This window comes from Pseudomonas sp. Pdm06 (genome assembly GCF_014851795.1).
GTDB classification, from domain to species: Bacteria; Pseudomonadota; Gammaproteobacteria; order Pseudomonadales; family Pseudomonadaceae; genus Aquipseudomonas; species Aquipseudomonas fluorescens_AA.
In genome coordinates, this window is record NZ_JACVAH010000004.1 from 112,830 (window position 1) to 126,686 (window position 13,857).

At 62.8% G+C, this 13,857-nt stretch carries 9 protein-coding genes; 7 read left to right on the forward strand and 2 right to left on the reverse strand.

All coding sequences use genetic code 11. The annotated features are described in order from the left end of the window. Positions 1 to 29: 29 nt before the first annotated feature. Positions 30 to 3,308, reverse strand: coding sequence for a PAS domain S-box protein (locus IB266_RS08200; protein ID WP_192260864.1), 3,279 nt, complete (start codon positions 3,306 to 3,308; stop codon positions 30 to 32). A gap of 69 nt (positions 3,309 to 3,377) precedes the next feature. Next, positions 3,378 to 4,268, reverse strand: a complete 891-nt coding sequence (locus IB266_RS08205) for a LysR family transcriptional regulator (protein ID WP_060741438.1) — start codon at positions 4,266 to 4,268, stop codon at positions 3,378 to 3,380. A 157-nt stretch (positions 4,269 to 4,425) separates the two neighbouring features. Here IB266_RS08205 and leuC point away from each other — a divergent pair, with 157 nt between their 5' ends. The 7 genes from leuC (at position 4,426) to IB266_RS08240 (ending at position 13,796) form a co-directional block, all read left to right on the forward strand. After that, positions 4,426 to 5,844 (forward strand): 3-isopropylmalate dehydratase large subunit, encoded by a 1,419-nt coding sequence (gene leuC, locus IB266_RS08210; RefSeq protein ID WP_003203866.1) that lies wholly within the window; start codon positions 4,426 to 4,428, stop codon positions 5,842 to 5,844. Positions 5,845 to 5,855: 11 nt separating this feature from the next. After that, on the forward strand, positions 5,856 to 6,500 hold the full coding sequence (gene leuD / locus IB266_RS08215) for a 3-isopropylmalate dehydratase small subunit (RefSeq protein WP_003203864.1): 645 nt from the start codon (positions 5,856 to 5,858) through the stop codon (positions 6,498 to 6,500). A 141-nt stretch (positions 6,501 to 6,641) separates the two neighbouring features. Next, positions 6,642 to 7,406 carry a class I SAM-dependent methyltransferase gene (locus IB266_RS08220; RefSeq protein ID WP_060741440.1) on the forward strand — a complete coding sequence of 255 codons (765 nt, stop codon included), beginning with the start codon at positions 6,642 to 6,644 and terminating at the stop codon, positions 7,404 to 7,406. Positions 7,407 to 7,472: 66 nt separating this feature from the next. Further along, entirely contained in the window at positions 7,473 to 8,555 is a 1,083-nt protein-coding gene (leuB, locus tag IB266_RS08225; RefSeq protein ID WP_060741441.1) for a 3-isopropylmalate dehydrogenase, read from the forward strand. 54 nt (positions 8,556 to 8,609) lie between these two features. Beyond that, entirely contained in the window at positions 8,610 to 9,722 is a 1,113-nt protein-coding gene (gene asd / locus IB266_RS08230; protein WP_024779161.1) for an aspartate-semialdehyde dehydrogenase, read from the forward strand. A gap of 249 nt (positions 9,723 to 9,971) precedes the next feature. Further along, positions 9,972 to 10,982, forward strand: a complete 1,011-nt coding sequence (locus IB266_RS08235; RefSeq protein WP_192260865.1) for an aspartate-semialdehyde dehydrogenase — start codon at positions 9,972 to 9,974, stop codon at positions 10,980 to 10,982. Between the two features lie 210 nt (positions 10,983 to 11,192). Then, a complete protein-coding gene (locus tag IB266_RS08240) occupies positions 11,193 to 13,796 on the forward strand; it encodes a FimV family protein (RefSeq protein ID WP_192260866.1) in 2,604 nt (867 codons plus the stop codon). The last annotated feature ends 61 nt before the right edge of the window (positions 13,797 to 13,857 follow it).

The window sequence follows — 13,857 nt, forward strand, 5'->3', positions numbered from 1 at the left end:
TTTTTCATATCTGTGGGGGGGGGCTCCCATTATGGCAACAACCGTTCAAACGCCTCCAGCGGCAACGGCCGGCTGTGCAGGTAACCCTGGTACAAATGGCAATCAAGTCCTTGCAAAAAATGCAATTGCTCCAGGGTCTCCACGCCTTCGGCGATCATCACCAGGTTGAGGCTGCGGGCCATGGCGACGATGGCGCGGATGATTTCGGCGTCGTTGGGGTCGCTGGTGGCGTCGCGCACGAATGACTGGTCGATTTTCAGCGTGTCCACCGGCAGGCGCTTGAGGTAGGTCAGCGACGAATAACCGGTGCCGAAATCGTCCATTGCGAAGCTCACCCCCAGTTTCTTGAGCCGGCGCATCTTGGCGATGGTGTCGTCCAGGTTCTGGATCACGATACCTTCGGTGATCTCCAGTTTCAGCAGCGAGCAGGGCAGGCCGTGGGTGGCCAGGCTGCTTTCGATGCGTTCGACGAAGTCGCTCTGGCGGAATTGTCGTGGGCTGATATTCACGCACAGGCTGAATCGCTGCGGATCGATCTTGCCCTTGGCGATCAGTTGCTTGAAGCCGTCGCAAGCTTCATCGAGGATCCAGGTCCCGACTTCGAGGATCAGGCCACTGTCCTCCAGCACTTTGATGAATTCGTTGGGCGATTGGGCGCCGAGGTCCGGGTGATGCCAGCGCACCAAGGCTTCGGCGCCGATGATGCGGTTGTCCCGGGCATCGACCTGAGGCTGGAAATGCACGCTGAACTCGCCACGGGCCAGGGCCAGGCGCAGGTCGGTTTCCATGCGCAACCGTTCGCTGGCGGCTTTTTGCATGGTGGTGTGGAACATCTGCGAGGTGTTGCGTCCCGAGTCCTTGGCGCGATACAGCGCAATGTCGGCGCGCTTGAGCAAATCGGTGGGGGTGGAGCCGTGGTCGGGGATCAACGCGATACCGATGCTCGGCGTGACCTGCAGTCGCTGGCCATCGAGAAACATCGGTTCCGAGAGCAGTTCACGCAGGGTGTCGGCCAGGGCCTGCACTTGCTTGCTGACCTCGTTTCGCGAGCCCTCCAGTCCGCTGAGCAGCACCACGAACTCATCGCCACCCAGCCGCGCCACGGTGTCCTCCAGGCGTACGCTGGCTTCCAGGCGCGCGGTGATGATTTTCAGCACGGTGTCGCCCACCGGGTGACCGAGGGAATCGTTGATGTGCTTGAAGTGGTCCAGGTCGAGAAACAGCAGGGCACCGCGCAAGTTGTGGCGCTTGAGCAGGGCGATCTGTTGGCTCAGGCGGTCCATCAGTAAGGCCCGGTTGGGCAGGTTGGTCAGCGAGTCGTGGTAGGCCAGGTGACGGATCTGGGCTTCGGCATTGCGCAGCAGGCTCACGTCTCGGGCGGTCAGCAGCAGGCACTCGGTTTCATTGAGGGTGATGGGCTCGACCGAGACCTCCACCGTGAGGATTTCCCCACGTTTATTGCGCCCGAGCATCTCTTGGTGGTGCACGCGGCCCTTGAGTTGCAATTCGGCCAACAGGGCGGTGCGCTGTTTTTCTTCGGCCCAGATCCCTACCTCGTAGACCGTATGCCCAATCACTTCGTCGGCGCGGTAGCCGGTCAACCGGCAGAAGCCGTCGTTGACCTCAAGGTAGCGACCGCTCTGGTGTTCGGTGATGGTGATGGCGTCGGGGCTGGAATGGAACGCCTTGGCGAATTTCTCTTCACTGGCCTTGAGGGCGGCTTCGGAGCGTTGCTGCTGCGTGATGTCGCGCAAGGTCGTGACGATGCACGGCTGGTTGCCGACGTTGATTTGCCGGCTGGAAATCACACAGGTCAGTGGCTGGCCGTTCTTGTGGTGGACGACGATGGCGACATTGTTCAGCGATTGTTCGCGGATCACCCGTTCGATGCGTTGCAGACTGCTGCCGGAGCCACCCCAGAGGCCGACTTCGTCGGCGCTGAGGCCAATCACGTCGCTGGTGGTCCAGCCGAAGGTCTGGGTGAAACTGGAGTTGATCTCGAGGAATCGCCCACTGTCCTGGTGGGTGACGCAGATCGGGTCGGGACTGACCTGGAACAGCGTGGCGAATTTCTCTTCCGAGGCGGCCAGGCTTTGTTCGCGCTCCACCTGGTCGGTGATGTCCAGCAAGGTCCCGGCCATGCGCAAGGGGCTGCCGTCGTCGTTGCGGTAGAGGCGGGCGCGGCTTTCCAGGTAGCGCGAAGTGCCGTCGGGCAGTTGCACGCGGTAGGTCAACTGATAGTTGCCCGCCGGGCCTTCCCGCAGGCTGCGATAGGCGTTGCGCATGTTGTTGCGCTCTTCTGTGGGAACGCCCTCGAAAAACGCATCGAATGATTCGTGGAACGGCTTGGGTTCCAGGCCATGGAGCTGCGCGGCCCGGGCCGAGCCGTAGAGCATGCCGCTGGGAATGTGCCAGTCCCAGGTGCCCAGTTGCGCCGAGTCGAGGGCCAGGTCCAGGCGTTCCTGGCTGTCCTTGAGGGCCTGTTCGGCGAGCTTGCGCTCGGAGGTATCGAGGAACGTGCTCAGCAGGTACGGCTGGCCTTCGAGCTCGACTTTCTGCGCACTCAGAATGCCGCTATGAATCTGGCCGTTGCTGGCCCGGAACTCCACCTCCATGCTGACCAGTTCGCCCTTGGCCTTGGTTGCCTCCACCAGTTTCGCCCGCTGCCTGGGGTCAACCCACAGGCCCAGCTCCAGGGTGGTACGGCCGATCACGTCATGCACCGGCCAACCGAACAGGCTTTCGAAATACTGGTTGGCCTCGCTGATCAGCCCATCTTCCTGGCGGGTCAGCAAGACCATGTTCGGGCACAGATGAAAGAGTGTGGCGAAGCGTTTTTCCGAGCTGCGCAGCGCCTGTTCCCGCTCGCGCTGATGGGTTATTTCACGAATCACCCCGATCATGCGCGGTCGGCCATGCTTGTCGGGGAGTACGCTGCCACTGATTTCCAGCCAGTGCAGGCTGCCGTCGGGCCAGACGATGCGGTGATGCATCGCCTGTTCCAGCGGCGCTCCGGCCACTGCCGCGTGAAAGGCGCGCACGGCCCTGGCCCGGTCTTCGGGCAACAGCAGGTCGAGGTAGTCCACGTCCGCCGGCAACGGTTGGCGCGGATCGAAGCCGAACAACGCCTGGGTGCCGCGGGACCAACTGATCTGGCCGCTGTCGATGTCCCACGACCAGGCGCCCAGCCGCGCACCGTTCAGGGCGGCCAGCAACTGTGGCGCGCTGTCCCAGCTTTGCTCGGACCGCTTCGGGTCGAGCGCCTGAATGCGCGGCAGGGGCGGGAGATGGTCAGCAGGTTTGGGCATTTCTAGCGAGCCTTGAGCGGTTTTGGGCGTTAAGCACAAGCATCCAAGGCCCTACAGGCGCGGCACAACCTATGCCTTTGTCCCTGGCAAATCGATTTGTGCGTCCAGTAAGGCCATGAAAGCCCGTGCGGCATTCGATAGCGTCCGTTCGGTGTGCAAGATATAGCCTAGCTGGCGACTGAGCTGTATGCCCGGCAAAGGAATGCGCGCGACTTGTTCGTCGAGCATGGTGCGCGGCAGAACGCTCCAGGCCAGGCCGATGGAAACCATCATCTTTATGGTTTCCAGATAATTCGTGCTCATGGCGATGTTTGGCGTCAGGCCCTGGGCCTCGAACAACCGTTGCACGATGTGGTGGGTAAAGGTGTTGCCCCCTGGGAACACCGCCGGATGCAAGGCAATGTCCGCCAGGCTCACCGCGCTGTTTTCCAGCAACGCATGCTCCGGGGCGACCACGAAATCCAGGGGGTCGTCCCACACTGGCGTGGCCCGTACCAGCGTGTGGGGTTCGGGGGCGAGGGTGATGACGGCCAGTTCCGCCCGGCCATGGAGGATTTCTTCGTAGGCCACTTCCGAATCCAGGAACTGGATATCCAGCGCCACCTGGGGATAACGCCGGGTGAACTCGCGCAATAAAGGTGGCAAGCGGTGCAGGCCAATGTGGTGGCTGGTGGCGAGCGTCAGGCGCCCGGTCACCTCGCCGGTCAGGTTGGTCAGGGCGCGGCGGGTGTCGTCCAGCACGTTGAGGATCTGGTAGGCCCTTGGCAACAGGGCCCGGCCGGCCTCGGTCAGGCCCACTTCACGGCCCAGGCGGTCGAACAGGCGCACCTTGAGTTGTTGTTCGAGGCCGGCAATGCGCTTGCTGATGGCCGGCTGGGTCAGGTGCAGGCGTTCACCGGCGCCGGAGAAACTGCCCGTCTCGGCGATGGCAATAAAGGCATTGAGGTTGGCGAGGTCCATGGCGGTTCCGGTCAGATTCCAGTTGGTTATGCAAAGCATGAAAAATATGAATTTGAGTTATTTAATGTAACCCCATAGGATCAGCCTCACAAGCCAAGGGGTTATTGATTCGTTCAAGGCCCGGGGCATAGAAACAAGCTGATGAGGAAACCGTCTGATGGCCGGCAAAACGCTCTACGACAAGCTCTGGGACTCGCATTTGGTCAAGCAGCGCGACGATGGCTCTGCGCTGATCTACATCGATCGTCACATCATTCACGAAGTGACGTCGCCGCAAGCCTTCGAAGGCCTGCGCCTGGCCGGGCGCAAGCCGTGGCGCATCGATGCCAACATCGCGACCCCGGACCACAACGTACCGACCACGCCGGAGCGCAAGGGCGGCATCGAAGCCATTGCCGACCAGGTCTCGCGCCTGCAGGTCCAGACCCTCGACGATAACTGTGACGAATACGGCATCGTCGAATTCAAGATGAACGATGTGCGCCAAGGCATCGTCCACGTCATCGGCCCGGAACAGGGCGCGACCTTGCCTGGCATGACCGTGGTCTGCGGCGACTCGCACACCTCGACCCACGGTGCTTTCGGCGCCCTGGCCCATGGCATCGGCACGTCCGAGGTCGAGCACGTGCTTGCCACCCAGTGCCTGGTCGCCAAGAAAATGAAAAACATGCTGGTGCGCGTCGAAGGCAAGTTGCCGTTCGGCGTGACCGCCAAGGACATCGTCCTGGCCGTGATCGGCAAGATCGGCACCGCCGGCGGTAACGGCCATGCCATCGAGTTCGCCGGCAGCGCGATCCGCGACTTGTCCGTCGAAGGCCGCATGACCATTTGCAACATGTCCATCGAGGCCGGTGCTCGCGTCGGCCTGGTGGCCGCCGATGAAAAAACCGTGGAATACGTCAAGGGCCGTCCGTTCTCGCCCAAAGGCGCGGAATGGGACATGGCGGTCGAGGCCTGGAAAGACCTGGTCTCCGATGCCGATGCCAAGTTCGACACGGTGGTCGAGCTCGACGCGACGCAGATCAAGCCGCAAGTCAGCTGGGGCACTTCCCCGGAAATGGTCTTGGCCGTGGATCAGAACGTGCCGGATCCGGCCAAGGAAATGGACCTGGTCAAGCGCGACTCCATCGTCCGTGCCTTGAAGTACATGGGCTTGAGCGCCAACCAGGCGATCACCGACATCCAGCTCGATCGCGTGTTCATCGGCTCCTGCACCAACTCGCGGATCGAAGACCTGCGCGCCGCTGCGGTGATCGCCAAGGGCCGCAAGGTGGCCTCGACCATCAAGCAGGCCATCGTGGTGCCGGGCTCGGGCCTGGTGAAGGCCCAGGCCGAAGCGGAAGGGCTGGACAAGATTTTCCTCGAGGCCGGTTTCGAATGGCGTGAGCCGGGGTGCTCGATGTGCCTGGCGATGAACCCTGACCGCCTGGAGTCCGGCGAGCATTGCGCCTCCACCTCCAACCGTAACTTCGAAGGCCGTCAGGGCGCCGGTGGCCGTACGCACCTGGTGAGCCCGGCCATGGCCGCCGCGGCGGCCGTCAACGGCCGTTTCGTCGACGTCCGCGAATTGATCTGAAGGAGCGCAGCATGAAAGCTTTTACCCAGCACACCGGTCTTGTCGCGCCTTTGGATCGTGCCAACGTCGACACGGACCAGATCATTCCCAAGCAATTCCTGAAGTCCATCAAGCGCACCGGTTTCGGCCCGAACCTGTTCGACGAATGGCGCTACCTGGATGTCGGCCAGCCGTACCAGGACAACTCCAAGCGGCCGTTGAACAAGGATTTCGTGCTCAACGCCGAGCGTTACCAAGGCGCCAGCGTGTTGCTGGCCCGGGAGAACTTCGGCTGCGGTTCGAGCCGCGAGCACGCGCCATGGGCCCTGGAAGAGTACGGTTTTCGCAGCATCATCGCGCCGAGCTACGCCGACATCTTCTTCAACAACAGCTTCAAGAACGGCTTGCTGCCGATCATCCTCAGCGATGCTGACGTGGATGAGCTGTTCCAGCAGGTCGAGGCCAACCCTGGCTATCAACTGCAGATCGACCTGGCCGCCCAGACGGTGACCCGTCCCGATGGCAAGGTGCTGGGTTTTGAGATCGATGCGTTCCGCAAGCATTGCTTGCTCAACGGCCTGGATGACATCGGCCTGACTCTGCAGGACGGCGAGGCGATTGCCGCGTTCGAGGCCAAGCACCGGGCGAGCCAGCCTTGGTTGTTTCGCGATGCTTGATGGATTGATGTAGGCAGTACCGGCTTCATCGCGAGCAAGCTCGCGCCCACAGGTGTTTTGTGAACACCAAAAATTCCCTGTGGGAGCGAGCTTGCTCGCGATGGGGCCCGCCCAGGCAATAAAAAACCATAAGGACATCCCATGACCAACACCGCCCACAGTCAGGTTGTACAAAAGCAATTCGGTGAACAGGCTTCGGCCTATCTGAGCAGTGCCGTGCACGCCCAGGGTGCTGAGTTCGCGCTGCTACAGGCTGCGTTGGCCGGTCGTGGCGATGCCCGTGTGCTGGACCTGGGCTGTGGCGCTGGGCATGTGAGTTTCCATGTGGCGCCCCTGGCCGGTGAAGTGGTGGCCTACGATTTGTCCCAACAGATGTTGGATGTTGTGACCGCAGCAGCGGCCGAGCGTGGCCTGGACAACATCAGCACGGTACGGGGCGCCGCCGAGCGCCTGCCGTTCGCCGACGCTGAGTTCGACTTCGTGTTCAGCCGCTATTCGGCGCATCATTGGAGCGACCTGGGCCTGGCGTTGCGGGAAGTGCGACGGGTGCTCAAGCCGGGCGGGGTGATGGCGTTCATCGACATCCTGTCGCCGGGTACGCCGTTGCTGGACACCTACCTGCAAAGCATCGAAGTGCTGCGTGACACCAGCCATGTGCGCGATTATTCGGCCGGCGAGTGGTTGCGCCAGGTCAGCGAAGCGGGGTTGCACACCCGCAGCACCTCGCGCCAGCGCCTGCGCCTGGAGTACCACTCCTGGGTCGAACGCATGCGTACGCCCGAGGTGATGCGCGGGGCGATTCTCCAACTGCAGCGTTCGATGGGCGATGAAGTGCGAGAATATTTTGAGATTGAGGCCGATGGTTCGTTCAGTACAGATGTACTGGTGCTGTGGGCCGAGCGATAGCATTTTTCCCGGCCAGGCCTTGGGTGCGCAACCCAGGCCCGTGTCGACAGAGCAAACGAGGAAAGCATGAGCAAGCAGATTCTGATTCTCCCAGGTGACGGCATCGGCCCGGAAATCATGGCCGAGGCGGTCAAGGTCCTGGAGCTGGCGAACGACAAGTATGGCCTGGGCTTCGAACTCAGCCACGACGTGATCGGCGGCGCCGCCATCGACAAGCACGGCGTGCCCCTGGCCGACGAAACCCTGGACCGTGCCCGTGCCGCCGATGCCGTGCTGCTGGGCGCCGTGGGCGGCCCGAAATGGGACAAGATCGAACGGGACATCCGCCCTGAGCGCGGCCTGCTGAAGATTCGCGCGCAATTGGGCCTGTTCGGCAACCTGCGCCCGGCGATTCTTTATCCGCAACTGGCCGATGCGTCGAGCCTGAAGCCGGAAATCGTCTCTGGCCTGGACATCCTCATCGTGCGTGAGCTGACCGGCGGTATCTATTTCGGTGCCCCGCGTGGCACCCGTGAGCTGGATAATGGCGAGCGCCAGGCCTATGACACCCTGCCGTACAGCGAAAGCGAAATCCGCCGTATCGCCCGGGTCGGCTTCGACATGGCCCGCGTGCGTGGCAAGAAGCTGTGTTCGGTGGACAAGGCCAACGTGCTGGCTTCCAGCCAACTGTGGCGTGAAGTGGTCGAGCAGGTGGCCAAGGATTACCCGGACATCGAGCTGAGCCACATGTACGTCGACAACGCCGCCATGCAACTGGTGCGTGCGCCCAAGCAGTTCGACGTGATCGTCACCGACAACATGTTCGGCGACATCCTGTCCGACGAAGCGTCGATGCTCACCGGTTCCATCGGCATGCTGCCGTCGGCCTCCCTGGACGCCAACAACAAGGGCATGTACGAGCCGTGCCACGGTTCGGCGCCGGACATCGCCGGGCAGGGCATTGCCAACCCGTTGGCGACCATCCTGTCGGTGTCGATGATGCTGCGCTACAGCTTCAACTTGAACGATGCCGCCGACGCGATCGAAAAAGCCGTCAGCGTGGTCCTGGACCAAGGCTTGCGCACCGGTGATATCTGGTCGCAAGGTTGTACCAAAGTCGGTACACAGCAAATGGGCGATGCAGTAGTCGCCGCGCTGCGGAATCTGTAATCTTTCGGGCCCACCGCTTCGACGGTGGCCCACTTTTGTATAGGTGTAGTTGCGATGAAACGTGTAGGTCTGATCGGTTGGCGCGGCATGGTCGGTTCCGTGCTCATGCAGCGAATGCTGGAAGAGCAGGATTTCGATCTCATTGAGCCGGTGTTTTTCACCACTTCCAATGTCGGTGGCCAGGGCCCGTCCGTGGGCAAGGACACCGGTGCGCTCAAGGATGCCTACAGCATCGAAGAGCTCAAGACCCTCGACGTGATCCTGACTTGCCAGGGTGGCGACTACACCAGCGAAGTGTTCCCCAAGCTGCGTGAAGCCGGCTGGCAGGGTTACTGGATCGATGCCGCCTCCAGCCTGCGTATGCAGGACGACGCGGTGATCATCCTCGACCCGGTCAACCGCAAGGTCATCGACCAGCAGCTGGACGCGGGCACCAAGAACTACATCGGCGGCAACTGCACCGTCAGCCTGATGCTGATGGGCCTGGGTGGCCTGTTCGAAGCCGGTCTGGTGGAGTGGATGAGCGCCATGACCTACCAGGCCGCGTCCGGTGCCGGCGCGCAGAACATGCGTGAGCTGATCAAGCAGATGGGCGCCACCCACGCCGCCGTCGCCGATGACCTGGCCAACCCGGCCAGTGCCATCCTCGACATCGACCGCAAGGTCGCCGAGGCGATGCGCAGCGATGCCTATCCGACCGAGAACTTTGGCGTACCGCTGGCCGGCAGCCTGATCCCCTGGATCGACAAGGAACTGCCCAACGGCCAGAGCCGGGAAGAGTGGAAGGCCCAGGCCGAAACCAACAAGATCCTCGGTCGCTTCAAGAGCCCGATCCCGGTGGATGGCATCTGCGTGCGCATCGGCGCCATGCGCTGCCACAGCCAGGCGCTGACCATCAAGCTGAACAAAGACGTGCCGATCGCCGACATCGAAGGGCTGATCAGCCAGCACAACCCTTGGGTCAAGCTGGTGCCGAACAATCGCGAAACCAGCATGCAGGAGCTGAGCCCGACCAAGGTCACCGGCACCCTGAATGTACCGGTGGGCCGCCTGCGCAAATTGAACATGGGGTCGCAGTTCGTCGGTGCCTTCACCGTCGGCGACCAACTGCTGTGGGGCGCGGCCGAACCGCTGCGCCGCATGCTGCGGATCCTGCTCGAGCGTTGATCGATTGCTGCTGTGAAAGAACCCGTGCCTTGTGAGAGGCGCGGGTTTTTTATTGGGGTTGTGTGGGCTCTAATGGCCTCATCGCGGGCAAGCCTTGCTCCCACAGGTCTTGGGGGCGTTGGAGGTTCACTGTGGGAGCAAGGCTTGCCCGCGATGAGGTCGCCAAAGTCACTGAAATTCCAGCCCATTTGCCTGCATACCAACCACCCGGTAAAGTGCCGCTCCCCACGTTTTACCTGAGGTAGACCCATGAGCCAGTCCTTTGATATTGCCGTGATCGGCGCCACCGGTACTGTCGGCGAAACCCTCGTCCAGATTCTCGAAGAGCGGGACTTCCCGGTTGGCAACCTGCACCTGCTGGCCAGCAGCGAATCGGCAGGCAGCTCGGTGATGTTTCGCGGCAAAAACGTGCGGGTGCGTGAGGTCGACGAATTCGACTTCAGCAAAGTCCAACTGGTGTTCTTCGCCGCCGGCCCGGCGGTGACCCTGAGTTTCGCCCCGCGGGCCACGGCGGCTGGCTGTGCGCTGATCGACCTGTCCGGGGCCTTGCCGCCCGAGCAGGCGCCGCAGATCGTGCCGGAAGCCAACGCCCAGGTCCTGGCTGGCTTGGGCAAGCCGTTGCAGGTCAGCAGCCCCAGCGCATCGGCCACGGCCCTGGCTGTCGTGCTGGCGCCACTGCGCGAGTGCCTCGATCTGCAGCGCATCAGCCTGACCGCCAGCCTCGCGGTGTCGGCCCAGGGCCGCGTGGCCGTGAGCGAGCTGGCGCGCCAGACCGCCGAGCTGCTCAACGCCCGTCCGCTGGAGCCGAAGTTCTTTGACCGGCAGATGGCGTTCAACCTGCTGGCCCAGGTCGGCGCTCCGGACGAGCAGGGCCATACGTCGCTGGAAAAGCGTCTGGTTCGTGAGTTGCGCCAGGTGCTGAATCAACCTTTGTTAAAGATTTCCGTCACTTGCATTCAAGCCCCGGTGTTTTTTGGCGATAGCTTTAGCGTGACCGTGCAGTCTGCGAACGTCGTCGACCTGGCCAAGGTCAACGCGGCCCTGGAAGCGGCGCCCGGCATCGAGCTGGTGGAGGCGGGCGACTATCCGACTGCGGTGGGTGATGCGGTGGGGCAGGATGTGGTCTACGTTGGTCGTGTGCGCGGTGGGATCGACGATCCGACGGAACTGAATATGTGGCTGACGTCAGATAACGTGCGCAAGGGCGCGGCGCTCAATGCCGTGCAGGTGGCTGAGTTGTTGATAAAAGACTTGCTGTAAAAGATACTTGGCATCAATTTGTCGAATGATTCTAGCTGGGCGCTATGCTTGGCCGGAGTGCTGAAGGCGAACATCCCTCTGGGGGACTTTCCCGGGGCATGAGTGAAATGATCGCGCGCACCGTCGTTTAGGGGCTGCGCGCAATGCCTTACGGCAGCGGCATCAATACCTTCTCGCTGGCCGAGGAATGTTCAAACAAAGGAAGAGGCTATGGTTCAAGTTCGCAAACTGGTGTTAGCAATAGCGGCCGCCTCGGCGCTGTCCTCCGGTATGGCGCAAGCGCTCGGGCTCGGGGAACTGACCCTGAAGTCGACGCCGAACCAGCCCCTGGTCGCCGAGATCGAGTTGCTCGACGTCCAGCAACTGACCGCCGCCGAAGTCGTTCCGAGCCTGGCCTCGCCCGACGATTTCGCCAAGGCCGGGGTCGACCGCCAGGCCTTTCTCAATGACCTGAGCTTCACCCCGGTGATCAACGCCAACGGCAAGAGTGTCCTGCGGGTCACGTCCAGCCGACCGCTGTCCGAGCCCATGGTCAAGTTCCTGGTGCAGGTGATGTGGCCCAACGGCCGTCTGCTGCGCGACTACAGCGTATTGCTCGATCCCTCCAAATTCTCGCCACAGGCCGCCGACGCGGCCCGGGCGAAACCGCCCCAGGTCGTGGCCACGCCGGTCACCGGGGCCACCAAGCCTTCCCAATACACCACCACGCCGCGCGATACCCTGTGGGAAATCGCCGCCAAGGTGCGCAACGGCGGGTCGGTCCAGCAAACCATGCTGGCGATCCAGGCGTTGAACCCGAACGCGTTCATCAACGGCAACATCAACCTGCTCAAGACCGGCCAGGTGTTGCGCCTGCCGGACCCCGTGCAAAGCACGGCGTTGCCGCAGCCCCAGGCCATCGCCGAAGTGGCTGCGCAGAACGCCGCCTGGCGCTCGGGCCGTCGTGGCGTGGCGGGTGCTGGCAAGCAGCAACTGGATGCCACCAAGCGTGGCCGTGGCGAAGGCGCGCCGGCACAGGCGGCCGGTCGCGACAACTTGAGCCTGGTGTCGGCCGATTCGGCGAAAGCGGGCGGCAAGGGCAAGGGCGCTGCTGGTGATGCCCAGGCGCTGACCAACAAGCTTGCGGTTACCCAGGAAAGCCTCGATTCGGCTCGCCGGGATAACGAAGAACTGAAAAGCCGCATGGCGGATCTGCAGAGTCAACTGGACAAACTGCAGCGCCTGATCGAGCTGAAGAACAATCAACTGGCCAAGATGCAGGCCGAAGGTGCCGCGGTTCCGCCTGCTGGCGAGGCGCCTGCGGCGATGTCCGCAGAGCTGACCCCTGCGCCAGCGGCACAGGCCCCGACGACTGCACCTGCTCCCGCACCTGCGCCAGAAGCGACCCCGGAAGCGACGCCACCTGCCACACCGGCCGAGCCGACGCCTGCCGCGTCCAACGAGCAAAAATACAACGACCTGCTGACCAATCCGATCCTGCTGGGGTTGATCGGTGGCGGCGCGCTGCTTTTGCTGTTGCTGCTGTTGTTGCTCGCCCGTCGCCGCAAGGCCCAGCAGGAAGCGGAAAAACACTTGCGCATGGCCCGGGCCCTCGAGGAGGAGGCTGACTTCTCCCCGGAGCTCGATCTGCCCCCGAGCAGCTTCGAGGGCATTGATGTTCCACCGCCTAGCGTAAAGCTTGAGCCAAAACCCGCGCCGGCCCCAGCGCCAGCACCCAAGCCGGCCCCGGTGGTCGCGCCTGTGGTGGTCACGCCGCCTATCGCCGCGCCATTGGTGGCTCCGGCCGCTGATCGCTCCGACGACGTGCTGCCCCAGGCCCAGTCCCATATGGACCGCGGTCGCTTGAACCAGGCCGCTGACCTGCTCGAGCAGGGCATCAAGGCCGAACCCCAGCGCAGCGACCTGCGCCTGAAATTGATGGAAGTTTACGGTCAGCAGGGCGACCGCGACGCCTTTGTCGCCCAGGAACGCCAACTGGTGGCCAATGGTGACAACTTCGCCCAGGTCGAACAGCTGAAAAGCCGTTTCCCGGCCATGGTGGTCGCTACCGCCGCCGGCCTGGCCGCGGCGGCAGTGGCTGCAGAGCTGGACGCGCAGTACGTCAAGGACCTGTTGGAAGACAAGTCGCCCACCGACGAGGAGCTGGACAGCGCCTTCGACTTGAGCCTGGATGACCTGGAAGCTCCGGTCGCGCCAGCGCCGGAGCCTGTCGCCGAGCTGGACGCATTCCCGGAAGACGACGACCTGAGTTTCGAGTCGGTGCTCAAGCAGCAGACTGAAGCCAACGAGAGCTTGGACGACCTGTCGGAATTCGACCTGGACCTGGGTGCCGACGCGCCGACCCCGGTCGCAGCGCTCGATGATGAAGATTTCCTGCTGGACCTGGGTGACGATCTCAAGGGGCTGGACCTTCCAGCAACCGAAACGCCGGCCCTGGACGATACGCCGGCCGACGATCTCGAACTGCCGGCAGATTTTGACCTGTCCCTTGCCGACGAGATGGATGCCCATGACCGGCCAAAGGATGCTTTCGAATCCGAGCTGGACGATGTGAACGCCGAACTGGATCGCCTGTCCGACAGCTTGGCCCAGCCGACCTTCACCGCTGACGATGCCCTGGTTGGTGCTGAAGACGAGCCGGACTTCGACTTCCTCAGCGGTACCGACGAGGTGGCGACCAAACTCGATCTGGCCCAGGCCTACATCGACATGGGCGACCACGACGGCGCTCGCGACATCCTCGGCGAAGTCCTCAGCGAAGGCGATGCGACTCAGAAGAGCGAAGCGCAGGAGATGTTGTCGCGTTTGGTGTAAGTCAGTAGTTAGACAAAAACGGCAGCCGGTGAGGCTGCCGTTTTTGTTTGCAGCGGGATTT

Excerpts from the sequence above, each read along its gene's own strand:
- leuD (WP_003203864.1), top strand. The coding sequence starts at position 5,856 with ATGAAAGCTTTTACCCAGCACACCGGTCTTGTCGCGCCTTTGGATCGT.
- IB266_RS08200 (WP_192260864.1), bottom strand. The coding sequence starts at position 3,308 with ATGCCCAAACCTGCTGACCATCTCCCGCCCCTGCCGCGCATTCAGGCG.
- leuC (WP_003203866.1), top strand. The coding sequence starts at position 4,426 with ATGGCCGGCAAAACGCTCTACGACAAGCTCTGGGACTCGCATTTGGTC.
- IB266_RS08220 (WP_060741440.1), top strand. The coding sequence starts at position 6,642 with ATGACCAACACCGCCCACAGTCAGGTTGTACAAAAGCAATTCGGTGAA.
- asd (WP_024779161.1), top strand. The coding sequence starts at position 8,610 with ATGAAACGTGTAGGTCTGATCGGTTGGCGCGGCATGGTCGGTTCCGTG.
- leuB (WP_060741441.1), top strand. The coding sequence starts at position 7,473 with ATGAGCAAGCAGATTCTGATTCTCCCAGGTGACGGCATCGGCCCGGAA.
- IB266_RS08235 (WP_192260865.1), top strand. The coding sequence starts at position 9,972 with ATGAGCCAGTCCTTTGATATTGCCGTGATCGGCGCCACCGGTACTGTC.
- IB266_RS08205 (WP_060741438.1), bottom strand. The coding sequence starts at position 4,268 with ATGGACCTCGCCAACCTCAATGCCTTTATTGCCATCGCCGAGACGGGC.
- IB266_RS08240 (WP_192260866.1), top strand. The coding sequence starts at position 11,193 with ATGGTTCAAGTTCGCAAACTGGTGTTAGCAATAGCGGCCGCCTCGGCG.